The sequence below is a fragment of the Streptomyces sp. NPDC029041 genome (genome assembly GCF_040637515.1).
Lineage (GTDB): Bacteria > Actinomycetota > Actinomycetes > Streptomycetales > Streptomycetaceae > Streptomyces.
Genome location: NZ_JBEZWO010000015.1, coordinates 152,479 through 176,785 on the forward strand (window position 1 = coordinate 152,479; position 24,307 = coordinate 176,785).

Consider the following 24,307-nt stretch of genomic DNA (forward strand, 5'->3'; position numbering starts at 1 on the left):
GGAACAAGCGCACGAATTCATCTCAAGCCGGTGCGCTGCGGGCGAGCTTAGTCCGACCGGATCATCGCTGTGTCATATTCAGCGACTACCGGAAACCGGACGCGAAGGGATAGTACGCTCACCCGTTTACACGCTGCGACATCGTTCGAATGCACAACGTGACGGCGTACGGGCGTACGAAAGTCCCCCACCTTCACGGGTGAGGGACCCTCGGAACAGTGCCCCTAAGGGGCGCGGGGCTGTGTCCAAGTGCGGCTCCGCCGCGTGGGCGCGAGCAACCAGGAACCAGCGGCACCCGCGCCTCAGACGATCACCCCACAGACGAGTAGGCGACCACTCCCCGCAGCAACAGATCAACGGCCTTACGCGCGTTCTTCACCACGGTGGAACCCTGCGGAGCGGCCGCCGCGATCTGCCCCAGCACGTCGATGACCTGCTTGCACCACCGCACGAAGTCCCCCGCCGGCATCTCCGCCTCACGCAGCACCTCGTCGAGCCCCTTCCCGGAAGCCCACTCGTACGCGGCCCAGGCGAAGCCGAGATCGGGCTCGCGCTGCCCGACCCCCTCGGTCTGGGTGATCCGGAACTCCTCCTCCAGCGCGTCGAGCCGCCCCCAGATCCGCACCATCTCGCCCAGCGCGGCCTTGGCCTTGCCGGACGGCACCTTCGGCGCCATCGCGTCGTCCGCGACCCGGGACTCGAACACCAGCGCCGAGACACACGCCGCCAGTTCGGCAGGGCCCAGGCCCTCCCAGACACCCTCGCGCAGACACTCGCTGGCGAGCAGGTCCAGCTCGCCGTACAGCCGCGCGAGCCGCTTGCCGTGCTCGGTGACCTCGTCGGCGCGCAGGTAGTCCAGCTCCGTCAGCAGCGCGACGATGCGGTCGAACGTCCGGGCGATCGTGTTCGTACGGCCCTCGATCCGCCGCTCCAGCTGCGAGGTGTCGCGCAGCAGCCGGTGGTACCGCTCGGCCCAGCGGGCATGGTCCTCACGGTCGTTGCAGCCGTGGCAGGGGTGCGCGCGCAGCGCGGTCCGCAGCCGGGCGATCTCACGGTCGTCGGCCGCCTGGGAGCGCCGCTTGCGGTGCCGCTCGGCCGGGATGTGCCCGGCCTTGGTGCGCAGCGCGGAGGCGAGGTCCCGACGGGACTGCGGGGAGCGGGGGTTGAAGGACTTCGGGATCCGCATCCGCTCCAGCGGTTCGACCGGCACCGGGAAGTCCATCGACGCCAGCCGCTTCACCTGCCGCTCGGCGGTCAGCACCAGCGGGCGCGGCCCGTCGTGGTGGTCGAAGCCGCGGTGACCGTTCGAACGGCCCGCCGGCAGGCCCGGGTCCAGCACCAGCGCCAGGCCCGCGTACTTGCCGGTGGGGACGTGGATGACGTCACCGGGCTTCAGCTTCTCCAGCGCGACGGCGGCCTCCGCACGCCGCTGCGCCACGCCCTGCCGGGCGATCTCGTTCTCCCGGTCCTTCAGTTCGCGGCGCAGCCGTGCGTACTCCTCGAAGTCGCCGAGGTGACAGGTCATGGAGGCCTTGTAGCCCTCGAGACCCTCCTCGTTGCGCTGCACCTGCCGGGAGATGCCGACCACCGACTTGTCCGCCTGGAACTGCGCGAACGACGTCTCCAGCAGTTCGCGCGAGCGGTGCCGCCCGAACTGCTCGACCAGGTTGACCGCCATGTTGTACGACGGCTTGAAGCTGGAGCGCAGCGGGTAGGTGCGCGTGCCGGCCAGGCCCGCGAGGTGCTCGGGGCTCATGCCGCGCTGCCAGAGCACCACGGCGTGGCCCTCGACGTCGATGCCGCGCCGTCCGGCACGGCCCGTCAGCTGGGTGAACTCGCCCGCGGTGATGTCCGCGTGCTGTTCGCCGTTCCACTTGACGAGCTTCTCCAGCACCACCGAGCGGGCGGGCATGTTGATGCCGAGGGCGAGGGTCTCGGTCGCGAACACGGCCTTGACCAGGCCGCGTACGAAGAGTTCCTCGACGACCTCCTTGAAGGTCGGCAGCATGCCCGCGTGGTGGGCCGCGATGCCGCGCTCCAGGCCCTCCAGCCACTCGTAGTAACCGAGGACGTGCAGGTCCTCGGTCGGGATCGACGCCGTGCGCTCCTCGACCAGGGAGCGCACCCGCTCCCGGGCCTCGTCGTCGTTGAGCCTGAGCCCCGCGTACAGGCACTGCTGGACGGCGGCCTCACAGGCGGCACGGCTGAAGATGAAGGTGATGGCGGGCAACAGCCCCTCGGCGTCGAGCCGCTCGATGACCTCGGGCCGGCTCGGCGTCCAGATCCGGGACCGCTGACGGCGCTCGCGCTCACGGTCGGCCTCGCGCATGGCCCGGCCACGCCGGCGGTCCTGGTACGACGGCCGGCTCGCCTCCATGCGCGCCATGCGCGTGAGGTCGGGGTTGACGGCCTTCCGGTGGCCCTCGCCCTCCTCGAACAGGTCGTACATCCGCCGCCCTGCCAGCACGTGCTGGAACAGCGGGACGGGCCGGTGCTCGGAGACGATCACCTCGGTGTCGCCGCGGACCGTGTCCAGCCAGTCGCCGAACTCCTCGGCGTTGGACACGGTCGCCGAGAGCGAGACCAGCGTGACCGACTCGGGGAGGTGAATGATCACCTCTTCCCACACGGCTCCGCGGAACCGGTCGGAGAGGTAGTGCACCTCGTCCATGACCACGTAGCCGAGACCGAGGAGGGTCTGGGAACCGGCGTACAGCATGTTCCTCAGCACCTCGGTGGTCATCACCACCACCGGCGCTTCGGAATTGACGCTGTTGTCGCCGGTGAGCAGGCCCACCTTGTCCGTGCCGTAGCGGCGGCACAGGTCGGCGTACTTCTGGTTCGACAGGGCCTTGATGGGTGTCGTGTAGAAGCACTTCTTGCCCTGCTGGAGGGCGAGGTGGACGGCGAACTCGCCGACGATCGTCTTGCCGGAGCCGGTGGGCGCGGCGACGAGCACGCCCTTGCCGGCCTCGAGCGCCTGGCAGGACTCGATCTGGAAAGGGTCGAGGCCGAAGTCGTACATCTCGCGGAAGGAGGCGAGCGCGGTGGCCTGCTCGGCAGCGCGCTTGCGGGCTGCCGCGTACCGCTCGGCCGGGGAGAGGTCCTCTGTCATCGTGCTTTCGAGCGTACCGGGCCGCACTGACAGTGGACTCGATCTTTATTCTTCATCTCCGGCGCGACCGCCTCGGTGACCGGACGGCACAGCCTCCGGTCACCGAGGCGGCGCGATCGATCACTCGTAGAAGTTGTACTCGTAGGTGTTCGACGTGGTGGTGTCCGAGGCTCCGTCGACCGTGCCGACCTTGATCCAGTACGTCACGCCTTCCTTGACGTCGTACTGGAAGCTCGCGATGGTCGAGTCCGCACCCGAACCGTCGTATGCGGTGTCCAGAACCTTGAAGTTCGAGTTCAGGAGGTAGCCCCGCACGCCGTGGCCGTCCGCGTGAGTGTCCCAGACGTAGAACCGGTCAGCGTCGTCATTGAACGTGACCTGGCCCACGACGGTGTTGTTGCTGTTGTACGAGCAGTAGCAGGTCGCCGCCTGGGCCGACCCGGAGAATCCGACGATCATCCCCGCCGCGGATGCCACGGCCAGCGCCCCACCCAAGATCGGTCGTCTCAACATTTCTCCCCCAACTTCAAGAAAAACCGACGGAAGCTTTCAAGATCCGACTTTATCATTCAAGCAGGTGAACTGATCTTTGCTTTTTTCTCATCGTTACCTTGTCGTGATCACCTCGCGCACCGTCGGTCAAGGAGCACACGTGCAAGGTGCCTCCCCTGCGGCCAGGGGAGGCACCTTGCACGTGTGATCACAGAGGCGGTTACGTGTAGTCGTCGTACCCGTTCACTCGCGAGCTGTCCGAGCTCGCCTGCTCGGGCAGGGCGACGCGGTTGGCGGCCACGGGCTCGATCCCGCCGATATCCTCCGGCGTGAGATCCAGCTCGGAGGCCTCGTCGTCGGCGGGGCCCAGCGCCTCACGGCGGCTGCGCCGACGGTCGTTGAGCAGGGAGAAGACGACCGCACCGAAGTACAGCACCCAGATGGGCCCGGCAAGCGCCAGCATGCTCAGCGGATCCGTGCTCGGCGTCGCAAAGGCCGCGAACAGAGTGATACCCATGATCATCGCGCGCCACCAACCGAGCATGCGCTTGCCGGTGATCATTCCCGTGAGATTGAGGAAGATGAGCAGCAGAGGCAGTTCGAAGGAGAGGCCGAACACAAGGACCATGCGCGTGACGAGATCGAGCAGGTCATCCAGCGGCAACAGGTTGGAGACACCGGACGGCGTGAAGTCGAGGAGCACTTTCGCCGTGGTGGGCAGCACCTTATAGGCGAAGAAGGCGCCGCCCAGGAAGAGCGGGGCACCCATCCCGACAAAGGCGTACGCGTACTTCTTCTCGTGCTTGTGCAGGCCGGGCGCGACGAAAGCCCACAGCTGGTAGAGCCAGACCGGTGAGGCGAGCACAACGCCGGCCATCAGGGACACTTTCAGCGCCAGCGTGAACGGCATCAGCAGGCCGTTCACAGTGATCTGCGCGCACTGCTCCTTCGAGGACTTCGACAGTTCCTCGAAGGTCATGTTGCAGCCGACCTTGCTGAGGATCGGCTCAGTGATGAAGTTGATGATGTCGTAATAGAAGAAGGCGGCGACGACCGTGACGAGGACGATCGCCAGCATCGCCTTGGCGAGCCGGTTGCGGAGCTCGCGAAGGTGCTCCGCGAGGGGCATGCGCCCCTCGGGATCCCTCTCCTGCTTGCGGGCAGACTTCAGCAACCCACGTTCCCATCTCGTGCGGCGGGCCGGAGGTCACCGGCCCTGCGTCAGCGCTTGGTCGTGTCCGTGGGCTCGTTGACCGGGCGCGAGCTGGTCACATCTCCGGGCGCTGCCTGGATGGTGCGCTGCGAGGGCTCGTCGTTGTTGGGCGGGCCGGCCGGGGTCGTGGACGACTTGTTCTCGTCCTTCATCGCCTTGGCCTCGCTCTTGAGGATGCGGGCCGACTTGCCGAGCGACCGAGCCATGTCCGGAAGCTTCTTCGCGCCGAACAGCAGGATGATGACGACGAGGATGAGAATGATCTCGGGGGCTCCGAGCCTTCCGAACATAAGTCTTTACCTTCTCACCGAGGCGGCTGTGGTGGGGGTGCTGTCCGACCGGTCGGACATGTGTCCGAACGATCGTGCTGGCAGCGATCGTAACGCTCGGGGGTAAACGTGAGGCAATCCCTCTGCATCCCTTGCGCGCACTCCCGTCCGCGACCAGTGCCTCGTTAACCGGGCCGCGACCAGCAGCGTACCTGCACGAACCGCCGACGTGACAGGGCGAAGTGTCCCGAAACGCAACTCACAGCCGCCGACCGGACACCTCACAGAGCGTCGACGGAACGGGCCGCGCTCTGCGCCGACCGCTCCAGGTCCTCGGCGGCGCGGCTGATACGGCGCGCCGAGTCCGTGACCTGCCTGCCCAGGCGCTGGGTCTCCACGAAAACCCGCACGGCGAGCACCCCGAGCACCACGAGACCAACAAAACCCACCGCAACCGCGAACATCGGCCAGAACATGACGCCGAGCCTAGACCTTCCCGAACCGCCGCGACGCCCGGCCCGCTAGACGGTGGAGTGCAGGCGCAGGGTCCGCACGCCGCCACCGGTGAGCAGCTCCACGATCCGCTCCCCCGCGGGCTTGCGGACGGACGCGCCGCACTCCGGGCAGGTGAAGGAGTAGAAGGTGGTGCGGCTCGTGGCGCCGATGGCCAGGCGCAGCGCGCCCGCGGCGAGCTCGCAGTGCTCCCGGCAGTCGGGGCAGCCCGCCCGGAAGACGACCGGGGTCACGCTTCTCATCCCCGCGAACGCGGACTCCACCGTCATGCCCCCGGCACCACCGGACGTCACCGACTCGCTCAAGCCCTCGCTCCTCTTCCTCGGGTCGTACGCCTCCGCGGCGCACGACCGGTGTCGCGGTCCGGCCGTGGACCCCGGAGGGCGTCCGTGACTCACTCCGGCCCGTCGCCCGGCCCGTCCACAACCGCCCCCACCGCGTGCCGCCCGCGCAGGTCCTCCGGGACGCCGGCCGTCCCCGCCGCCTCGATCCCGTCGTACGCCGCCAGCGCCCCCCGGGCCGCCTGCCGGGCGCTGTCGGCGAGCTCCGGCGGCGAGACGATCCGGCCGTCCCGCCCGAGCCGCAGGGCCAGGCGCCGCAGCGACGCCGGGTCGGGGGTCCGCAGAGTGATACGCAGCCCACCGTCCGGGAGCTCATCCGCACTGTCGTGCGGGTAGTACTCCGCGACCCAGCGGCCACCGGGCCCGACCTCGATCACGACCTCGGGGTCCTCGGCAGCCGGCTGCACCAGCGCCTCCGAGAGGTCGCGCAGCTCGATCTCGGGCGGCGCCGACGGCTCGTCCAGGATCTTGATCTCGGCGACCCGGTCGAGCCGGAAGGTGCGGCGCGCCTCGGAGCGGCGGCACCAGGCCTCGACATACGTGTGCCCGACGCTGACCAGGCGGATGGGATCGATCTCCCGTTCGGTGACCTCGTCGCGCGCGGGCGAGTAGTAGCGGATCCACAACCGGCGGCGCTCGGCGATCGCGCGGTCGACGTCCGCGAAGACGCCGCCCTCGGACTCGAAGGTCACCGACAGGCGCGAGCTGGCGCCCGCCGCCTCGCCGGCCGCGGTCTCCACCTTGGCCGTCGCCCGCAGCAGCGCCTGCCGGTCGCTCTCGCGCAGTCCGGGCAGCGTGGCCACCGCCCGGGCGGCGACGAGCAGGGCGGTGGCCTCGTCGGCGGCGAGTCTGAGCGGCTCGGCGGCCTCCGCCGCGAGCGCTGCCGGGTTGTGCCACCAGATGCGCTCGCCGTCGGTGTCGATGTCGAGCAGGTCGCCGCCGCGGAAACTGGTGCCGCACATGGGCAGCACGTCCAGGTCGGAGACCAGCTCGTCCTCGCTGATGCCGAAGGCGCGCGCGACGTCCTCGACCCGGGCTCCGGGACGCTCCTTCAGATACGTCACCAGCGAGAGCATCCGCCGCGTCTGGTCGATGGCGTTCACGGGCCTGACCGGTTTGCCTGCCACTGTCTTTCCGCTCCCCCTCAGCCCTTGGCCACGGCCCGCAGCCGGTCCACCACGTCGGCCCGCAGCTCGGCGGGCTCCAGGACGACCACGTCCGGCCCGAACTCCACCAGCCAGGCGTCCAGCCCGTGACCGTACGGAATCTCCAACTCGTCCCAGCCGTCGCCGAGTTCCCGGACGGAGGTGGCCCTCGCCCGAAGGGGGTACCCCGCCCCGGCACGCAGCCGGATCCGCGCCGAACGGTCGGCGACCTCCCCGGCCCAGCTCGCGACGGTCTCCCGGACGGTGACGACGTCCGGCACCTCGGCGGTGTAACGGCCGCCGCGCGAGCGGACCTTGCCGGTGATCCGGGACAGCCGGAAGACCCGCTCGGCACCCCGGTCGCGGTCCCAGCCCGCCAGGTACCAGTGACCCCGCCAGCACTCCAGCGCCCACGGCTCCACGTGCCGCTGCTCGGGGCGGGCGGCGGTGGCCTTGCGGTAGTCGAAGACGACGGGCCTGCGGTCCCGGCAGGCCAGCATCAGCGGCTCGAACGCGGCCTCGTGCACCGGGATGCGCGGCTCCAGCGCGCCGTGCGACCCGTACGGGTCGACGTCCTCGGGGAGCCCGGCCGCGCGCAGTTTCTGCAGGGCCCCGCTGGCCGCGCCGGCGAGCCGGGCCTGCTGCCACACCTTGGCGGCCAGCCCGAGGGCGGCGGCCTCCTCGGCGTCCAGGGTGATGGGCGGCAGGCGGTTGCTGTCACGGCGGGCCATGTAGCCGATCTCGCCGTCGAGGCTCTCGACCGTCTCGATGACCAGCCCCAGCTCGCGCAGGTCGTCCTTGTCGCGCTCGAACATACGGTTGAAGGAATCATCGGAGCCGGTCGTGCCGCTGCCCGGCCCGAAGGCCTCGACGTAGGCCTCGATGGAGTCACGCAGCTCACGCTTGCTGAGCGGGCGCCGCGTCCCGAGCAGACACAGCGCCAGATTCATCAGCCGCTCTGCCTTGGCAATGGCCATCGACGCGCTTCGCCTCCCTATGGTGCTTACGAGCGATGACCGTACCGCCACACGGTGGCACGGCAAAAGCCGAGGGCCCATGCCCGAGCAGGCATGGGCCCCACATGATCGAGTCTGTTCGAAGCCTGCTCAGACTCCGAGCAGGTCGACCACGAAGATCAGCGTCTCGCCGGGCTTGATCGCCGGGGTCGGGCTCTGGTTGCCGTAGGCGAGGTGCGCGGGGATGGTCAGCTGGCGGCGGCCGCCGACCTTCATGCCCTGCACGCCCTGGTCCCAGCCCTTGATGACCCGGCCGCCACCCAGCGGGAAGCGGAACGGGGTGCCGCGGTTCCAGCTGGCGTCGAACTCCTCGCCGGTGCTGAAGGAGACACCCACGTAGTGCACGGTGACGGTCTGGCCGGCCTGCGCGACCGGGCCGTCGCCCTCCCAGATGTCCTTGATCTCGAGGTCCGCCGGGGGCTCGCCGCCCGGGAAGTCGATCTCGGGCTTGTCGATGCTCACTTCATCTCTCCTTGTTACGTGACCTGCGTCGGGAACAGTCTCACAGACCGGCCGGGTCAGACCGTGCCGAGGATGTCCACCGTGAAGACCAGAGTGTTCTTGGCCAGCTCGCTGCTCGGGCTGGCGCCGTAGCCGAGCGAGGGCGGAATCACCAGCAGCACCCGGTCGCCCACGTGCTTGCCGACGAGGCCCTTGTCCCAGCCTGCCACCACGGACCCGTTGCCGATCTGGAAGGCGGTGGCGCCGCCGTGGTCCCAGGAGGAGTCGAACTTCTTGCCGTCCTCCCACTTGACCCCGGTGTACTGGGCGATGAGGCCCTGGCCGGCCTCGACCTTCTTGCCGTCGCCCTTGATCAGCACCTGCTCCTTGAGGTCCTTGGGAGCCTTCTCACCCTTGGGGACGGTGATGACCGCGGCCTTCTGCGACGGCGACTTCACCTCGGGCATGCCCGGCTCTGAAGGCGCCTGCTCGCCCTTGGCCTCGGCCTTGGCGTCGACGCTCGCGGCACCCACCGGGTCGACCACCCAGATCAGCACGTCCTTCGCGGAGATCCCGGAGGACGTGTTCAGGCTCTGGCCGATCAGATCACCCGCGGTGCCCTGCACCAGGACACGGCTGCCGGGCTTCTTGCCCTTCACCGCGTCGAGGACCTTGGCGGGAAGCTGCTGGCTCTGCTTGCCGACCTGCTCGATGGACTGCCGCCGGGGCGCCTTGTCACCCGTCGACCCCGCGGCCCAGGTGCCGCCGAGCTCCTGGTCACCGCCCCACTTCTCGACGGTCCAGTCCAGACGGACGAAGTCCGAGCCCTTGATCGGCGTTCCGGTGCCCGCCGAGAGCGTCTTGACCACGGTCTTGTCGGACGGCTTGCCGTCCTTGGGGACGGAGATCTCGGGCTTCGCCCCGACCTTCCCCTTGACCTCGGCGACGCCTCCCGCCGCATCACCGTTGTTGCCGTCGTCCGATCCGCACGCGGCGGTGAACAACAGGGCGGGAACGGCCAGCAGCGCGGCCACGAGTCGTTTCGTGTTGTAGTTCATCAGTCCAACTGGGATCGGAGGTGGGGGCAATGCCCGCCACTCTACGGCGTAGCCGCTCCACACTCCCCACATCACGCGACACGACGCCGCCACGGCCGCTCCCGCACAGGCGGAGACGGCGGAAAAACACCGATGCCCGAAGGCACGAAAACCCTCGGGCATCGGCTTCCCGGACGGGCCGGATCCGGCTCACATTCCGGCGATCAGCTTTTCCACCCGGTCGTCCACCGAACGGAACGGGTCCTTGCACAGCACGGTCCGCTGAGCCTGGTCGTTGAGCTTCAGGTGGACCCAGTCGACCGTGAAGTCCCGGCGCTGTTCCTGGGCCCGCCGGATGAAGTCCCCGCGCAGCCGGGCGCGCGTGGTCTGCGGCGGGACGGACTTGCCCTCGAAGATCTTCAGGTCGTTGCAGATACGCGCCGCCTGGCCCTTCTTCTCGAGCAGGTAGTACAGGCCACGACGCCGGTGGATGTCGTGGTAGGCGAGGTCTATCTGCGCGACCCTCGGATGCGACATGGTCATGTTGTGCTTGGCGCGGTACCGCTCGATGAGCTTGTACTTCATGACCCAGTCGATCTCGGTGCCGATGCGGTCGAGGTCCTCGGACTCGATCGCGTCCAGCGTGCGGCCCCACAGCTCCAGGACCTGCTCGACGGTGCCGGTGCGGATGCCCCGGCGCTCGCAGAAGTCCAGGGCCTTCTCGTAGTACTCGCGCTGCACCTCCAGGGCGGAGGCCTCGCGTCCGCTGGCCAGGCGCACCTTGCGGCGGCCGGTGATGTCGTGGCTGACCTCGCGGATCGCCCGGATGGGGTTCTCCAGGGTCAGGTCCCGCATCACCGTGCCCGCCTCGATCATGCGCAGCACCAGGTCGGTGGCACCGACCTTGAGCAGCATGGTCGTCTCGGACATGTTGGAGTCGCCCACGATGACGTGCAGGCGACGGTAGCGCTCGGCGTCCGCGTGCGGCTCGTCACGCGTGTTGATGATGGGCCGGGAACGGGTCGTCGCCGAGGAGACGCCCTCCCAGATGTGCTCGGCGCGCTGGCTGACGCAGTACACGGCGCCGCGCGGTGTCTGCAGCACCTTGCCCGCACCGCACAGCAGCTGGCGGGTGACCAGGAACGGAATGAGAATGTCCGCGAGTCGGGAGAACTCCCCGTGCCGCGCCACCAGATAGTTCTCGTGGCAGCCGTAGGAGTTGCCCGCCGAGTCGGTGTTGTTCTTGAAGAGGTAGACGTCGCCCGCGATTCCCTCCTCGTGCAGGCGTCGTTCGGCGTCCACCAGGAGTCCTTCGAGAATGCGCTCGCCCGCTTTGTCGTGGGTGACCAGTTCGGTCACGTTGTCGCATTCCGGTGTCGCGTATTCCGGATGCGATCCCACGTCGAGATAGAGGCGGGCGCCGTTTCGCAGAAAGACGTTGCTGCTTCGGCCCCATGACACGACACGGCGGAAGAGGTACCGCGCCACCTCGTCAGGAGACAGGCGGCGCTGTCCCCTGAACGTGCACGTGACGCCGTACTCGTTCTCCAGCCCGAAAATGCGGCGGTCCATGAGGGAACATTACGCCCGATCCCCCGAACTGAAACGGGGTTCGACGGCACGGTTCGGATCATTTTCCGAACCGGTCGCAACAACCGCTCCCCGGCCGGGAGCTGCGACTACCCGTCCTGTGGCGGCCAAAACCAGCAGGGACACGCCGCCCGCGACGGCCGGCACGGCGAAGCCCCACAGGGCACCGCCCAGCTCGACGACGGGCCCCGCTACGCCCGTTCCGGCCGAGTGGCCCACGGTGAACGTCGTCACCAGCCAGGAGAACGCCTCGGTGACGGTGCCGCGCGGGGCGTGCCGGTCGACGAGGACGAACGCGCAGGCGATGGCGGGCGCGAGGAAGACCCCGGCGAGCGCGGTCAGCGCGACCATGGGAACCGCGTCCGGCATCAGCATCAGCGGCAGATAACACACCACCAGAAGGGCCACCAGCACCCGCAGTCGCCGCGCGGGCTCACCGGCCCACTGCCGGGCGCCGTACACGGTGCCGCCGACCAGCGCGCCGAAGCCCAAGGCCGCCATCAGCCAGCCGTAGACGGCGTCCCCGCCGTGCTCGTCCGCATAGGGCACGGAGGCCACCGTGATGGACCCGAGGGCCATCCCGATGAACAGGAAGGCCGCCAGCAGCGCGAGCAGCCCGGGCGAGCGCAGCGCGCCCAGCCAGTGCGCCTCGCGCGGCGCGGACCGCCAGGTGCGCGAGGGCTCCGAGACCACCACGGACAGCGCCCCGAGCACGCCGACGGCGTTGATCACGAGCAACGCGGCCTGGGTGGACCACAGGGACACGCACAGCGTCACGAGCAGCGGCCCGACGGTGAACATCACCTCCTGGGCCACGGCGTCCATGGCGTACGCCGTGTGCACCTGGTCCTCCCTGCGCAGCACGGAGGGCCACAGCGCCCGCAGCCCGCCCTCCAGCGGCGGCGTGAAGAGCCCGGCACCGGCCACGGCGGCGTACGCGAGCGGCAGCGACCCGATACCGGCGAAGGCGAAGAGGGCCATCGACAGCCCGGACAGGACCGCGGCCGGCAGCTGCACCCGCGGCTGCCCCCGCAGGTCCACGATCCGGCCCAGCACGGGCTGCCCGACGGCGTTGGCGACGCCGTACACGGCCGCCAGCGCCCCCGCCAGGCTGTAGGTGCCGCCCTCCGCCCGGACGAACAGCAGGATCGCGATGGCGGCCGTGGCGTTGGGCAGCCTGCCCACCAGCGTGCCGACGAGCAGCCGGGCGGCATGTCGCGCCCGAAGGATTTCCAGGTATCCCGTGGCCATGTCCCGCCCCTAGGTTTTACGTATAACGTCGGACTCCATACGTACCATGGCCGCTGTTCACGGGTCCAGACGAAGGAGCAGGCCGACGGTGGTACGAGGCAGCACACGCCCCACGAGCCGGGACGTCGCCCAGGCCGCCGGCGTCTCCCAGGCGGCCGTGTCCCTGGTCCTCGGCGACAAATGGCGCGGCCGGGTCTCCGAGGCCACGGCGGAGCGCGTCCGGGAGGCCGCCCGCGACCTGGGCTACCGCCCGAACCTGGCCGCCCGCAACCTGCGCCTGGGCCGCACCCGCACGGTCCTCCTGGTCGTCCCCGCCCTCACCACGGAATTCTTCGCCGGCGTCTACACGGGCGCCGCCCGCGTCGCCGCCCAGCACGGCTTCGGCGTGGTCCTCTACCCCTCCCCCGAAGGCATCGGCCCGGCCCGCGACCCCTTCGCCTCCGCGCAGACCGCACTGGACGGCGTGATCGCCTCGTCCATGGCCGCGGACGCCCTGACCGCGATCCGCGGCGAGGCACTGCCGCTGGTGATGCTGGACAGCGACCCGCACGGCAGTCTGGGGGCGGCGACGGTGAACCTGGACATCGCCGACGGCGTCCGCCAGGCCACGGAGCACCTGCTGTCCCTGGGCCACCGCCACTTCCTCCACCTGGCGGCGGACGTCCCCTCCTGGACCTTCGAGGTACGCGCCCGGGAGCTGACGGCCCGCCTGTCGGCGGTACCGGGCACGTCGATGCGCACGGCCCGGGCCCCCATCTCCATCGAGGGCGCCCAGGCCGCCACGCAGACCGCCCTCTCGGAGTCGGGCGTCCGCCCCACCGCCGTCGTCTGTGACGACGACAAACTCGCCGCCGGGGCCTACAAGGCGGCCCGCCGCCTGGGCCTGCGCATCCCCGACGACCTGTCGGTCACGGGCCTGGACGATCTCGCCCTGGCCACAGCCATCGACCCGGAGCTGACGACGGTCCGCCTGGACGCGGAGCTGTTCGGAGAGCGGGGCATGCGGGCCCTCCTGGCCGTGCTGGAGGGCCACGAGCCCGAGAGCGGGGACATCCCGGTCCAGCTGGTCGTACGGGGCTCTACGGCACCGCCTCGCTAGCCGTGCCGGTCGTGGGGGCTGGAGCCGGGTGGGACCCCAACCCGGCGGAGCGGGGTGCCGCCTGCGCCCACCCGTGCCGCCCCAGCGGCACGACTGCCCGCAGGCTGAGCCGAGACGCTCCCGCACCCGCGTACGGCGAGAAGGGGCCGTGTCGGGGGGTGTCCGCCCGCAGCGGTTGTCGCGTCAACACACAGTCAGTCGGCACGCAACCCCATCGCGACGTTCCGAGGACGGACACCCCCCGGCGCGGCCCCGACCCACCACCCCACGCAAGGCGAACCGGCCACGCACCCGCGCACGGCGACGCGCCCCGGCCACGATCACTCCGGCCGGGGCGCGCCACACACGTCAGAACTACTCGGCCTCGTCCTCCGACGTCGCCTCCTGCGCGGCGTCCGCGCCCGCGTCCGCACCCAGCAGCCGCGACAACTGCCGCCCGCTGATCCGCTTGAACTTGCGCTTCTGCGGGCGCGTACGGTCCAGCACGGCCACTTCCAGCCGCTCCGCGGGGATCTCCCGCTCACTGCCGTTGGTGTCGCGGGACAGGGACTGCACCGCCAGCTTCAGCGCCTCGGCCAACGTCATGTCGTCCCGGTGACGCTGGTCCAGGTAGCTGCTGATCTGCTCCGCGTTGCCCCCCACCGCGACCGAGCCGTGCTCGTCCACGATGGAGCCGTCGTGCGGCAGCCGGTAGATCTGGTCCTGCTCCGTGGTCTCCCCGACCTCGGCCACGACCAGCTCCACCTCGTACGGCTTCTCCCCGACACTCGAGAAGATCGTGCCCAGCGTCTGCGCGTACACGTTCGCCAGGCCCCGGGCCGTCACATCGTCCCGGTCGTAGGTGTAACCCCGCAGGTCGGCGTACCGCACGCCCCCGATCCGCAGGTTCTCGTACTCGTTGTACTTGCCGGCGGCCGCGAAGCCGATCCGGTCGTAGATCTCGCTGAACTTGTGCAGCGCACGGGACGGGTTCTCCCCGACGAACACGATGCCGTCGGCGAACTGCAGCACGACCAGGCTGCGACCACGAGCGATGCCCTTGCGGGCGTACTCCGCCCGGTCGGCCATCTGCTGCTGGGGTGAGACATAGAACGGCGTCGACACCGGTTATCCGTCCCTCTCTGGAAGATTCCGTCGGTTCACTGGACCACCCTCACGAAGACGATCGCCGCTACAGCAGCGCGGCCCGCGGCCCGTCGGGCTGCTCCAGCCGCCGCTCAAGGACCGAGCGCGCGATCTCGGACGCCTCGTCCTCGGTCAGCCGGCGGAAGCCGTCATCGGTGATCACGGTGACGATGGGATAGATCCGGCGGGCGACATCGGGACCACCGGTCGCCGAGTCGTCGTCTGCCGCGTCGTAGAGCGCCTGCACCACGAGCGTCGTGGCCTCGGCCTCGCTGAGGTCGTCCCGGAAGAGCTTCTTCATCGCGCCGCGCGCGAAGATCGACCCGGAACCGGTGGCCGCGTAGTTGTGCTCCTCGGAGCGGCCGCCGGTGACGTCGTAGGAGAAGATGCGGCCCCTGTCACGGTCCACGTCGTACCCCGCGAACAGCGGCACCACGGCCAGGCCCTGCATGGCCATGCCGAGGTTGGAGCGGATCATCGTCGACAGCCGGTTCGCCTTGCCCTCCAGGGACAGCTGCGCACCCTCGACCTTCTCGAAGTGCTCCAGCTCCAGCTGGAACAGCTTCACCATCTCCACGGCCAGGCCCGCCGTACCGGCGATGCCCACCGCCGAGTACTCGTCGGCCGGGAAGACCTTCTCGATGTCCCGCTGCGCGATGACATTGCCCATGGTGGCCCGCCGGTCACCGGCGAGGACCACACCGCCGGGGAACGTCACGGCGACGATCGTGGTCCCGTGCGGTGCCTCGATCACGCCCTGGGTGGGAGGCAGTTGCCGGTTGCCCGGCAGGATCTCCGGCTGGTGTTCCGACAGGAAGTCCATGAAGGAGGAAGACCCTGGCGTCAGGAAGGCAGCCGGTAGACGCCCGGTGCTACGAGTGTTGGCTTCCACGCGATTCCTTCCAAGTAAGCGGCGGCCCGGCGGACGGCGTCGGGGTCGTCTCCCAACTTGCCGATGGCCGAATTGCAGTTGAAGCACAGTACGCCACGGACCCTACCCGTCTTGTGGCAGTGATCCACATGGGCGGCTGGGGCCTTTAGGCAGATGACGCAGAGCCCCATCTGGGAGGCGACCATCTCGTCCCGCTCGGCTTCGGTGAGGCCGTAATGGCGCTTCAGGTGACCTGCACGACCCTTCACCGCCTTGCAGGCCTTACAGAGGGTCGCCAGGCCGTCCGAAGCGCTACTGTTCCGCGTCCACTCACTGTGCGGCTTGATCTCACTACAGGTGCGGCAGTACTTGTGCCCTTCGGGCACCTCCACCCTGGGTCGAATGTTGCGCCCCTTGGCCACCTGCCTCTGCTGGTGGTAAGCGGCCGCACATTCCCGGCAGTAAGCCTGCAAGCCGTCACGCATGGACTTGTTCTTGGCGAACGCTGCTCGCGGCTTCTGCTCCTTGCACCGCGAGCAGCGTCTCACGCCCTCTTCATTCACCAAGCCGAACATCCCCCGCAACCTTCGATTCGAAGGCTACTGGCCGCCTTTCTGAACGAAACTCCGAACGAAGTCCTCTGCGTTCTCCTCGAGTACGTCGTCGATCTCGTCCAGAACCGAGTCCACGTCGTCGCTCAGCTTCTCCTGACGCTCCTTGAGGTCCTCCGAAGCCTGCGCGTCCTGCGCCTGCTCCTCGACCTCCTCCGTGGACCGGGTGGCCTTCTGCTGTCCGCCGCCGGTGTCCTTGGTCGCCATATCCCTCACCCCGCTCGGTTCGCCCGACACAGTTGCTCGGTCAAGATCAGACCCTACTCGCCGGGTCTGACAATGGCCCCGCAGTTGCTCCAACGTACGGGGACCACCTCGATGATTCCCGGACCAGGGACTTTCCACCCTGTCCGGCTGGTTACGGACGAGTACCCGTTCATCGGGGTCACCCGCCCGACAGGACCCTGACCAGGTCTTCCGCGGTGCGGCAGCGGTCGAGGAGCTCCTTGACGTGATTACGCGTTCCGCGAAGCGGTTCCAGGGTTGGGACGCGCTGCAGCGAGTCCCGGCCCGGCAGGTCGAAGATCACCGAGTCCCAGGAGGCCGCGGCGACGTCGTCCGCGTACTGCTCCAGGCAGCGGCCGCGGAAGTAGGCCCGGGTGTCCTCAGGCGGCACCGTGCGGGCCCGCTCCACGTCCGCGTCGGCCAGCAGCCGCTTCATGCGCCCGCGGGCCACCAGACGGTTGTACAGGCCCTTCTCGGGCCGTACGTCGGCGTACTGGAGGTCGACCAGGTGCAGGCGCGCCGCGTCCCAGTCGAGGCTGTCCCGGCGCCGGTAGCCCTCCATCAGCTCCCGCTTGGCGACCCAGTCGAGCTCTCCGGCCAGACTCATCGGGTCGTGCTCCAGACGGGTGAGGGTGTCCTCCCAGCGGGACAGGACGTCCTTGGTCTGTTCGTCGGCGTCGGCCCCGAACCGCTCCTCCACGTACTTGCGCGCCAGTTCGTAGTACTCCATCTGCAGCTGGACCGCGGTGAGCGTGCGGCCGCTGCGGAGGGTGACCAGGCGCTTCAGCGAGGGGTCGTGCGAGACCTGGTGGAGGGTGCGGACGGGCTGGTCGACGGCCAGGTCGACGGCGATGAAACCGTCCTCGATCATCGACAGGACCAGCGCGGTCGTGCCCAGCTTGAGGTAGGTCGAGATCTCCGACAGGTTCGCGTCGCCGATGATCACGTGCAGGCGCCGGTACTTCTCGGCGTCCGCGTGCGGCTCGTCGCGGGTGTTGATGATCGGGCGCTTGAGCGTCGTCTCGAGGCCGACCTCGACCTCGAAGTAGTCGGCCCGCTGGCTGAGCTGGAAGCCGTGTTCGTGTCCGTCCTGGCCGATGCCGACGCGCCCTGCTCCGGCGAAGACCTGGCGGGAGACGAAGAAGGGCGTCAGGTGGCGCACGATGTCCGAGAAGGGGGTCTCCCGCTTCATCAGGTAGTTCTCGTGCGTGCCGTAGGACGCGCCCTTGTTGTCGGTGTTGTTCTTGTACAGGTGGATCGGCTGGGCCCCGGGCAGCTGCGCGGCCCGTTCGGCGGCCTCGGCCATGATCCGCTCGCCGGCCTTGTCCCAGAGGACGGCGTCCCGGGGGTTGGTCACCTCCGGGGAGCTGTACTCGGGGTGCGCGTGGTCGACGTAGAGCCGTGCACCGTTGGTGAGGATCACGTTGGCCAGGCCGATGTCCTCGTCGGTGAGCTGGCTGGAGTCGGCGGCCTCGCGGGCGAGGTCGAAGCCTCGCGCGTCCCGCAGCGGGTTCTCCTCCTCGAAGTCCCAGCGAGCCCGGCGGGCCCGGTGCATCGCAGCCGCGTAGGCGTTCACGATCTGGGACGAGGTGAGCATGGCATTGGCGTTGGGGTGGCCGGGGACGGAGATCCCGTACTCCGTCTCGATGCCCATTACTCGCCGTACGGTCATGCGGCCCTCCTTGCCCGGCGGCACCCTCGGTCGTGGGCGCCGCTCAGATACCGCTGGCGCTCGGTTGCGTGTGCGGTGCCCGTCCCCGCACTGCGCGACTCGGCGGTACGCAAGAGCCTAGAACGCCTTTGCGCTGGTGGGGAGATCATTTGCGTCATTGCGTTGCTCCAGCCGTGGCCCGAAAAACAGTCGGCTGCGGGTACCCGTCGAGGGCACCCGCAGCCGCCCTGCCTTTTACAGGTACTGACCGGTATTCGCCACCGTGTCGATGGAGCGTCCGGTGTCCGCGCCCTGCTTTCCGGTGATGAGCGTACGGATGTACACGATCCGTTCGCCCTTCTTTCCGGAGATGCGGGCCCAGTCGTCCGGGTTGGTGGTGTTCGGCAGGTCCTCGTTCTCCTTGAACTCGTCCACGCAGGCCTGGAGGAGGTGGGAGACGCGGAGGCCCTTCTGGTTCTTCTCGAGGAAGTCCTTGATCGCCATCTTCTTGGCGCGGCCGACGATGTTCTCGATCATGGCGCCGGAGTTGAAGTCCTTGAAATAGAGGACTTCCTTGTCACCGTTGGCGTAGGTGACCTCCAGGAAGCGGTTCTCCTCGGATTCGGCGTACATGTGCTCCACGGCCGTCTGGATCATGTTCTGGACCGTGGCGCCCTTGTCGCCGGCGTGCTCGCCGAGGTCGTCGCCGTGCAGCGGGAGGCGCTCCGTGAGGTACTTGCCGAAGATGTCCTTGGCCGCCTCGGCGTCCGGACGCTCGATCTTGATCTTCACGTCGAGCCGACCGGGCCGCAGGATGGCGGGGTCGATCATGTCCTCGCGGTTGGAGGCGCCGATCACGACCACGTTCTGCAGGCCCTCCACACCGTCGATCTCGGCGAGCAGCTGCGGGACGATGGTGTTCTCCACGTCCGAGCTGACACCGGAGCCGCGGGTGCGGAAGAGGGACTCCATCTCGTCGAAGAAGACGATGACGGGCGTGCCCTCGCTGGCCTTCTCACGGGCCCGCTGGAAGACGAGGCGGATCTGCCGCTCCGTCTCACCGACGTACTTGTTCAGGAGCTCGGGGCCCTTGATGTTGAGGAAGAAGCTCTTGCCGGCGGCCTGGCCGGTCACCTCGGCGACCTTCTTGGCGAGTGAGTTGGCCACGGCCTTGGCGATGAGCGTCTTGCCGCATCCGGGGGGCCCGTACAGCAGGACGCCCTTCGGCGGCCTCAGCTCGTGCTCCTTGAACAGGTCGGGGTAGAGGTACGGCAGCTCGACCGCGTCGCGGATGGCCTCGATCTGGCCGCCGAGGCCGCCGATCTGTTCGTAGCCGATGTCGGGGACTTCTTCGAGGACGAGTTCCTCGACCTCGCTCTTCGGGACGATCTCGTAGACGTAGCCCGAGCGGGGTTCGAGCAGCAGGGCGTCGCCGGGCCGGATGTTCACGTCCAGCAGCGGCTCGGCGAGCCGTACCACCCGCTCCTCGTCGGTGTGTCCGAGCACGAGGGCCCGCTCGCCGTCCTCGAGGATCTCCTTGAGGGTGACGATGTCACCGACGCGCTCGAACTCCATGGCCTCGACCACGTTGAGCGCTTCGTTGAGCATTACTTCCTGGCCGCGCCGGAGCTCGTCGAGCTCGACGCTGGGGCTGACGTTCACCCTGAGCTTGCGGCCGCCGGTGAAGATGTCGGCGGTGCCGTCCTCGTTCGCCGTCAGGAAGACCCCGAAGCCGGCCGGCGGCTGCGCGAGCCGGTCGACCTCCTCCTTGAGGGCCACGATCTGGTCACGGGCCTCACGGAGCGTGTTGGCGAGTCGTTCGTTCTGTGCGGACACGCCGGCCAGATTGGTCTGCAGCTCGACGATCCGCTCTTCGAGAATCCTCGTGTGTCGCGGAGAGTCGGCGAGCTTGCGTCGCAGGACGGCGATCTCCTGCTCAAGGTAGGCAATCTGCCCGGCCGGGTCGTCGGACCCGCGTCCCGGGCGGATGCCGCGGTTCATGTCGTCGTCGTGGGCTGCCACGGTCCTCACCTCCTCCAAGGGGAGCTGGACGCTTCCAGACCCTACCTGGGCGGGTGTCGATTGAAACCCCTAGATCACAAAGACGGTCGGGGTGTGTCCGATCTTCACCCTTGCGCTCTCCCTCACGCCAGGGGAATACCCAGCGAACATGATTGGAACCCAGGCGAGGGTAGGGTCGAACTGTTCAACACCCGCCGGAGCTGGCCGGATTCCCGACCCGGCCCGGCGGAGAAACGGCAGGAGAGATGAGCGTGCAGCAGGTGGCCGGGGCGGAAGGCGAGGAGCTGGAGGTCTGGATCGACCAGGACCTGTGTACCGGCGACGGCATCTGCGCCCAGTACGCGCCCGAGGTGTTCGAGCTGGACATCGACGGTCTGGCCTATGTGAAGAGCGCCGGCGACGAGTTGCTCCAGGACAAGGGAGCGACAACGCCCGTTCCGCTGCCACTTCTCACGGACGTGATCGACTCCGCGAAGGAGTGTCCGGGCGAGTGCATCCATGTGCGCCGGGTTTCGGACAGGGCCGAGGTGTACGGACCGGACGCGCAGTGACTACTTCTGCACGTTGCGTGACTGCTGTCTGATATCTCACACACGCCGTCGCCCATGCTTCACACGCTGCGCGCTCCGGCCGGCGTGGAGCGGACGAACGAGCCGTTCTGCCAACGCCATTTCGCGTCGGTCTTCACGTCGGGGCAGCAACGCGGCACGTCGGCCGACGAGTAGCCGAGGAGCGTGGCCCTGACGGCGCCGTCGCGTACGGCGAAGTCGGTGACCGTGGTGCCGTCCTCGGGGTCGAGCAGGGTGGCCACGACGCGCGGCTTGGCGCCGTCGGCGTCGCGCGTCAGGACGTACACGCCGTCCGGCGGGGTGCCCATCGGGGAGTCGCAGTGCACCACGGCCACCGTCTCGGGGCGGCCGTCGCCGTCGAGGTCTGCGGAGGCCCGTTTCTTCACGACGGCCTTCACCGGGCCGCACTCGATCGGGAACGCCACCGTGGCCGGGTCGGGCGGAGTCAGGTGCGCCGGAGCGCTCTTGGTCTCGGGGGCGGCTGGCTGGGCGGCCGTCGCCGCGCCGGGCTGCAGGACCGACGAGAAGGCCACGACGCCGGCGACGGCCGTGGCGGTGGCGAGCCAGTGGATGGGGCGGGTGTGGGTGTGGGCGAGCTCCGGGACGGCGGAAGACTGCACTAGGAGGGTCTCCTGAGGCTGTGCCGGTGGGGTGGCCAGCATGGTGCCACACGTCACAGTCCGTGGGAACGGCGGGGTGTGCGTGTCCTGTGCCGGGGAAGTCGGAAGGGTTACGGTTCCTGCCGCCGTGTCAGCGGACCGCGGCAGCCTCGCCCGCGCTGTGGCGCGCCCGGGGCCGTGAGGGCTCTTGCGGCAGGTCAACGGCGTCGGAGGAGCATTCACCCGGGGCGGCAACGAAAGGGCGCCGTGGCGGAGTTCCGGTATGGATCGGGGAACTCCGCCACGGCGCCGATGCGTTGGACGCGGTGACGGGCTGTTTCAGCGGGCGGTGCCGCCGTCGGCGTTGGGCCCCGCGTAGTCCTCGCCGTAGGCGCCCTTGGCGGGGCGGCGGCGGCGCATGGGCGGCTCGACGCCGTCGGCGAGGCGGCGGGCGGTGAGCAGGAAGCCGGTGTGGCCGATCATCCGGTGGTCCGGGCGGACGGCCAGGCCCTCGATGTGCCAGTTGCGGATCATCGTCTCCCAGGAGGTCGGCTCGTTGAAGCAGCCGATCTCGCGGATGGACTCCACGGTCCGGGCGAGCTGGGTGGTGGTCGCCACGTAGCAGCACAGGATGCCGCCGGGGACGAGCGCCTTGGAGACGGCCTCCAGGCACTCCCAGGGGGCGAGCATGTCGAGGATGACGCGGTCGACGTCGGCGTCGGACAGGTTGTCCTGGAGGTCGCCGACGGTGAGCTGCCAGGCGGGGTGCGGGCCGCCGAAGTAGCGCTCCACGTTCGCCTGGGCGATTTCGGCGAAGTCGGCGCGGCGCTCGTAGCTGTGCAGCATGCCCTGGTCGCCGATGGCCCGCAGCAGGAAGCTGCTGAGCGAGCCGGAGCCGACGCCCGCTTCCACGACGCGCGCGCCGGGGAAGATGTCGGCGAAGGCGAGGATCTGCCCCGCGTCCTTGGGGTAGACCACGGCGGCGCCGCGGGGCATGGACAGGACGTAGTCGGGGAGCAGGGGGCGCAGCGCGAGGTAGGCGACGTTCCCCGTGGTGCGGACAACGCTGCCCTCGGGAGCGCCGATCAGTTCGTCGTGCGGGAAGGAACCCTTGTGGGTGTGGAAGTTCTTCCCGGCCTCGAGCGTGAACGTGTAGTGGCGGCCCTTGGGGTCGGTCAGCTGAACCTGGTCCCCGACCTTGAAGGGCCCGCGCCTGCGGGCGGCACCGGTCGGTTCGGACATGTGACCAGCCTACCGGTCCCGGGAGGGGGCTCCGACCACTCAGCTGGGCCTGGCCATCGCCTTCACGAAGGCCCGTTCCACGTCGGCCGCCGACAGCACGCCGTAGATCTCGCCCGTCTCCTCCACGACGAGGTACTCGGTCGCGGGGGTCGCCCGGAGCGCGTCGAGGAGTTCCTCGCCCGACAGTTCCGCGGAGACGCGCATGCCGTCGGTGAGGTCCTGGGCGAGGCCGCCGACGGCGACCCAGGGGCGGCGGTGCTCGGGTACGCCGACGATGGCGGCCTCGCGGACGAGCGAGAGGGGCTTGCCGTCGGCGTCGACGACGACCAGGGCGCGGGCGCCGGCGGCGTTGGCGCGGCGCAGGGCCTCGGAGAGGGGGGTGTCGGTCTCGACGGGGACCGCGCGGCGGGTGAGGGCCCGGGCGCGCAGTTCGGGGAGGTGCTCGCGCAGGCGGGCCATGCGCAGGCTGTTGCCGGCGCCGGTCCAGATGATCGCGGCGAGGATGGCGGCGAGCAGGGCGTCGAGGACGGTGTCCATGCCGACGTTGTCGACGGCGTCGGTGCCGAGGGCGCCGGACTGGGTCAGCAGCGGGAGGCCGATCAGGACGGAGACGGCGAGGGCGCGGCCGACCCAGGCGGCGGCGATGGTGCCGGTCATCGGCTTGCCGGTGATCTTCCAGACCACGGCCCGGAGCATGCGGCCGCCGTCGAGGGGCAGGCCGGGCAGGAGGTTGAACGCGGCCACGATGAGGTTGGAGATCATCAGGCCGGCGAGCAGGACGCCGGGGACCGTGCCGGGTTCCACGGCCAGCAGGGCGGCGTAGAAGACCCCGGCGAGGGCCAGGGAGAGCAGGGGCCCGACGAAGGCGAGCACGAACTCGCGGCCGGGGGTCTCGGCCTCCTTCTCGATCTCGGAGACGCCGCCGAAGAACTGGAGCTGGATGCGGCGGACCGGGAGCTTGAAGCGGAGGGCGGCGACCGTGTGGGCCAGTTCGTGGACCAGTACGGATGCGTAGAAGGCGACCGCGAAGAAGAGGGAGACCAGGTAGCGGGCGGCGCCGAGTTCGGGCAGCACGCGCTCCAGCTGGCCGCCGAACACCCAGGTGATCAGCGCGGCGACGAGGAACCAGCTCGGCGCGACGTAGACGGGCACTCCGAAGGGCCGCCCCATGAGCAGCCCGCCCCGGGGCTCGGGCCGCTGGGGGGCGGGGCCCTTGCCGTCGGCGGAGTGCGCGAGGGGGCGGTCGCCGTGGTGGCTCGAGTGGCCGGGGGCGGGGGCGGGGCCCGCGGTCTGCGGACGGTCCTGATCGCCCGCGTCCGGGGCCCGGCCCCGCCGGTCCGCCTCGGGCCGGCCGGCGGAAGGCGCCGAGTGGGGACCACTCGCGTAGGCGCGGTCGGGGTGGATGCCGCCGCCCTGGTGCGGACGGCCGGCGTCGGGTTCCGCGGGGGCGGGGGCGGTGGCGTCCGGGGTCCGCGGGTCCGGTGCGGGGCCGACGGTGGGGGCCTCGTCCTCCCACGAGTCGTTCTCAGGGCCGTCCGACGCGATCGGCCGGGTCGCCGGCGCGTCGGCCGGAGAGGTACCGGCGGGCGTCGCCGGGGAGGCCGGCTTCGGGGCCTCAGCGGCCCGTCCCGTGGCACCAGCGGGCTGGTCCGCTGCCGAGGGGCTGGTCGCCGGGGCCTCAGCGGGCTGGTCCGACGCCGCAGGGGCAGGCCTCTGGGCCTCAGCGGGCCGCTCCGGTGCCACAGGGCTGGTCGCCGGGGCCTCTGCGGGCTGCTCCGGTGCCACAGGGCTGGTCGCCGGGGCCTCTGCGGGCTGCTCCGGTGCCACAGGGCTGGTCGCCGGGGCCTCAGCGGGCTGCTCCGGTGCCGTA

23 protein-coding genes are annotated in these 24,307 nt (G+C 69.7%); 2 read left to right on the plus strand and 21 right to left on the minus strand.

What is annotated here, in order from left to right:
* Positions 1 to 310 precede the first annotated feature (310 nt).
* The 12 genes from AB0F04_RS32165 to AB0F04_RS32220 form a co-directional block, all read right to left on the minus strand.
* Positions 311 to 3,115 carry a DEAD/DEAH box helicase gene (locus AB0F04_RS32165; protein ID WP_362048042.1) on the minus strand — a complete coding sequence of 935 codons (2,805 nt, stop codon included), beginning with the start codon at positions 3,113 to 3,115 and terminating at the stop codon, positions 311 to 313.
* Positions 3,116 to 3,235: 120 nt separating this feature from the next.
* Positions 3,236 to 3,625: a hypothetical protein gene (locus AB0F04_RS32170; protein WP_362048045.1), complete on the minus strand. Its 390-nt coding sequence runs from the start codon at positions 3,623 to 3,625 to the stop codon at positions 3,236 to 3,238.
* A gap of 202 nt (positions 3,626 to 3,827) precedes the next feature.
* Positions 3,828 to 4,781: a twin-arginine translocase subunit TatC gene (gene tatC, locus AB0F04_RS32175; protein ID WP_362048048.1), complete on the minus strand. Its 954-nt coding sequence runs from the start codon at positions 4,779 to 4,781 to the stop codon at positions 3,828 to 3,830.
* 47 nt (positions 4,782 to 4,828) lie between these two features.
* Positions 4,829 to 5,110, minus strand: a complete 282-nt coding sequence (gene tatA / locus AB0F04_RS32180) for a Sec-independent protein translocase subunit TatA (RefSeq protein WP_033311911.1) — start codon at positions 5,108 to 5,110, stop codon at positions 4,829 to 4,831.
* Between the two features lie 260 nt (positions 5,111 to 5,370).
* On the minus strand, positions 5,371 to 5,565 hold the full coding sequence (locus AB0F04_RS32185) for a hypothetical protein (protein WP_362048050.1): 195 nt from the start codon (positions 5,563 to 5,565) through the stop codon (positions 5,371 to 5,373).
* Positions 5,566 to 5,610: 45 nt separating this feature from the next.
* Positions 5,611 to 5,907 carry a hypothetical protein gene (locus AB0F04_RS32190; RefSeq protein ID WP_199825721.1) on the minus strand — a complete coding sequence of 99 codons (297 nt, stop codon included), beginning with the start codon at positions 5,905 to 5,907 and terminating at the stop codon, positions 5,611 to 5,613.
* An 89-nt stretch (positions 5,908 to 5,996) separates the two neighbouring features.
* On the minus strand, positions 5,997 to 7,070 hold the full coding sequence (locus AB0F04_RS32195) for a WYL domain-containing protein (protein ID WP_362048053.1): 1,074 nt from the start codon (positions 7,068 to 7,070) through the stop codon (positions 5,997 to 5,999).
* A gap of 17 nt (positions 7,071 to 7,087) precedes the next feature.
* Positions 7,088 to 8,065 (minus strand): WYL domain-containing protein, encoded by a 978-nt coding sequence (locus AB0F04_RS32200; protein ID WP_362048056.1) that lies wholly within the window; start codon positions 8,063 to 8,065, stop codon positions 7,088 to 7,090.
* A 129-nt stretch (positions 8,066 to 8,194) separates the two neighbouring features.
* Positions 8,195 to 8,566 (minus strand): FKBP-type peptidyl-prolyl cis-trans isomerase, encoded by a 372-nt coding sequence (locus AB0F04_RS32205; RefSeq protein WP_030243994.1) that lies wholly within the window; start codon positions 8,564 to 8,566, stop codon positions 8,195 to 8,197.
* Positions 8,567 to 8,622: 56 nt separating this feature from the next.
* Positions 8,623 to 9,603 (minus strand): FKBP-type peptidyl-prolyl cis-trans isomerase, encoded by a 981-nt coding sequence (locus AB0F04_RS32210; protein WP_362048059.1) that lies wholly within the window; start codon positions 9,601 to 9,603, stop codon positions 8,623 to 8,625.
* 189 nt (positions 9,604 to 9,792) lie between these two features.
* Positions 9,793 to 11,154 carry a Pup--protein ligase gene (pafA, locus tag AB0F04_RS32215; RefSeq protein WP_104778656.1) on the minus strand — a complete coding sequence of 454 codons (1,362 nt, stop codon included), beginning with the start codon at positions 11,152 to 11,154 and terminating at the stop codon, positions 9,793 to 9,795.
* Between the two features lie 9 nt (positions 11,155 to 11,163).
* Complete coding sequence (locus AB0F04_RS32220) at positions 11,164 to 12,423, minus strand: MFS transporter (protein ID WP_362048062.1); 1,260 nt, start codon at positions 12,421 to 12,423, stop codon at positions 11,164 to 11,166.
* Between the two features lie 46 nt (positions 12,424 to 12,469).
* Between AB0F04_RS32220 and AB0F04_RS32225 the strand changes: the two genes are divergently transcribed.
* On the plus strand, positions 12,470 to 13,522 hold the full coding sequence (locus tag AB0F04_RS32225) for a LacI family DNA-binding transcriptional regulator (RefSeq protein ID WP_362048065.1): 1,053 nt from the start codon (positions 12,470 to 12,472) through the stop codon (positions 13,520 to 13,522).
* A gap of 354 nt (positions 13,523 to 13,876) precedes the next feature.
* Here the strand turns inward: AB0F04_RS32225 and prcA are convergent, their stop codons facing one another.
* From prcA to arc, 6 genes are all read right to left on the minus strand, one after another.
* The gene (prcA, locus tag AB0F04_RS32230; protein ID WP_362048068.1) at positions 13,877 to 14,626 is read right to left on the minus strand and encodes a proteasome subunit alpha; all 750 of its coding nucleotides are present in this window, start codon (positions 14,624 to 14,626) and stop codon (positions 13,877 to 13,879) included.
* 67 nt (positions 14,627 to 14,693) lie between these two features.
* On the minus strand, positions 14,694 to 15,539 hold the full coding sequence (prcB, locus tag AB0F04_RS32235) for a proteasome subunit beta (RefSeq protein WP_362048071.1): 846 nt from the start codon (positions 15,537 to 15,539) through the stop codon (positions 14,694 to 14,696).
* Positions 15,491 to 16,093 (minus strand): endonuclease VII domain-containing protein, encoded by a 603-nt coding sequence (locus AB0F04_RS32240; RefSeq protein WP_362048074.1) that lies wholly within the window; start codon positions 16,091 to 16,093, stop codon positions 15,491 to 15,493. The genes prcB and AB0F04_RS32240 overlap by 49 nt, the downstream gene beginning before the upstream one ends.
* Before the next feature lie 24 nt (positions 16,094 to 16,117).
* On the minus strand, positions 16,118 to 16,336 hold the full coding sequence (locus tag AB0F04_RS32245) for a ubiquitin-like protein Pup (protein ID WP_016325855.1): 219 nt from the start codon (positions 16,334 to 16,336) through the stop codon (positions 16,118 to 16,120).
* 178 nt (positions 16,337 to 16,514) lie between these two features.
* The gene (gene dop / locus AB0F04_RS32250; protein ID WP_362048077.1) at positions 16,515 to 18,026 is read right to left on the minus strand and encodes a depupylase/deamidase Dop; all 1,512 of its coding nucleotides are present in this window, start codon (positions 18,024 to 18,026) and stop codon (positions 16,515 to 16,517) included.
* 234 nt (positions 18,027 to 18,260) lie between these two features.
* Entirely contained in the window at positions 18,261 to 20,027 is a 1,767-nt protein-coding gene (gene arc / locus AB0F04_RS32255) for a proteasome ATPase (protein WP_053673879.1), read from the minus strand.
* Positions 20,028 to 20,272: 245 nt separating this feature from the next.
* Here arc and AB0F04_RS32260 point away from each other — a divergent pair, with 245 nt between their 5' ends.
* Complete coding sequence (locus AB0F04_RS32260; RefSeq protein ID WP_362048080.1) at positions 20,273 to 20,578, plus strand: ferredoxin; 306 nt, start codon at positions 20,273 to 20,275, stop codon at positions 20,576 to 20,578.
* Between the two features lie 59 nt (positions 20,579 to 20,637).
* Here AB0F04_RS32260 and AB0F04_RS32265 read toward each other — a convergent pair whose 3' ends face one another.
* The 3 genes from AB0F04_RS32265 to AB0F04_RS32275 all read right to left on the minus strand — a co-directional run bounded on the left by AB0F04_RS32265 (position 20,638) and on the right by AB0F04_RS32275 (position 23,982).
* Positions 20,638 to 21,216, minus strand: a complete 579-nt coding sequence (locus AB0F04_RS32265) for a hypothetical protein (RefSeq protein ID WP_362048083.1) — start codon at positions 21,214 to 21,216, stop codon at positions 20,638 to 20,640.
* A 318-nt stretch (positions 21,217 to 21,534) separates the two neighbouring features.
* The gene (locus AB0F04_RS32270; protein ID WP_031141913.1) at positions 21,535 to 22,437 is read right to left on the minus strand and encodes a tRNA (adenine-N1)-methyltransferase; all 903 of its coding nucleotides are present in this window, start codon (positions 22,435 to 22,437) and stop codon (positions 21,535 to 21,537) included.
* A gap of 39 nt (positions 22,438 to 22,476) precedes the next feature.
* Positions 22,477 to 23,982 (minus strand): site-2 protease family protein, encoded by a 1,506-nt coding sequence (locus AB0F04_RS32275; RefSeq protein WP_362048117.1) that lies wholly within the window; start codon positions 23,980 to 23,982, stop codon positions 22,477 to 22,479.
* Between the last annotated feature and the right edge of the window lie 325 nt (positions 23,983 to 24,307).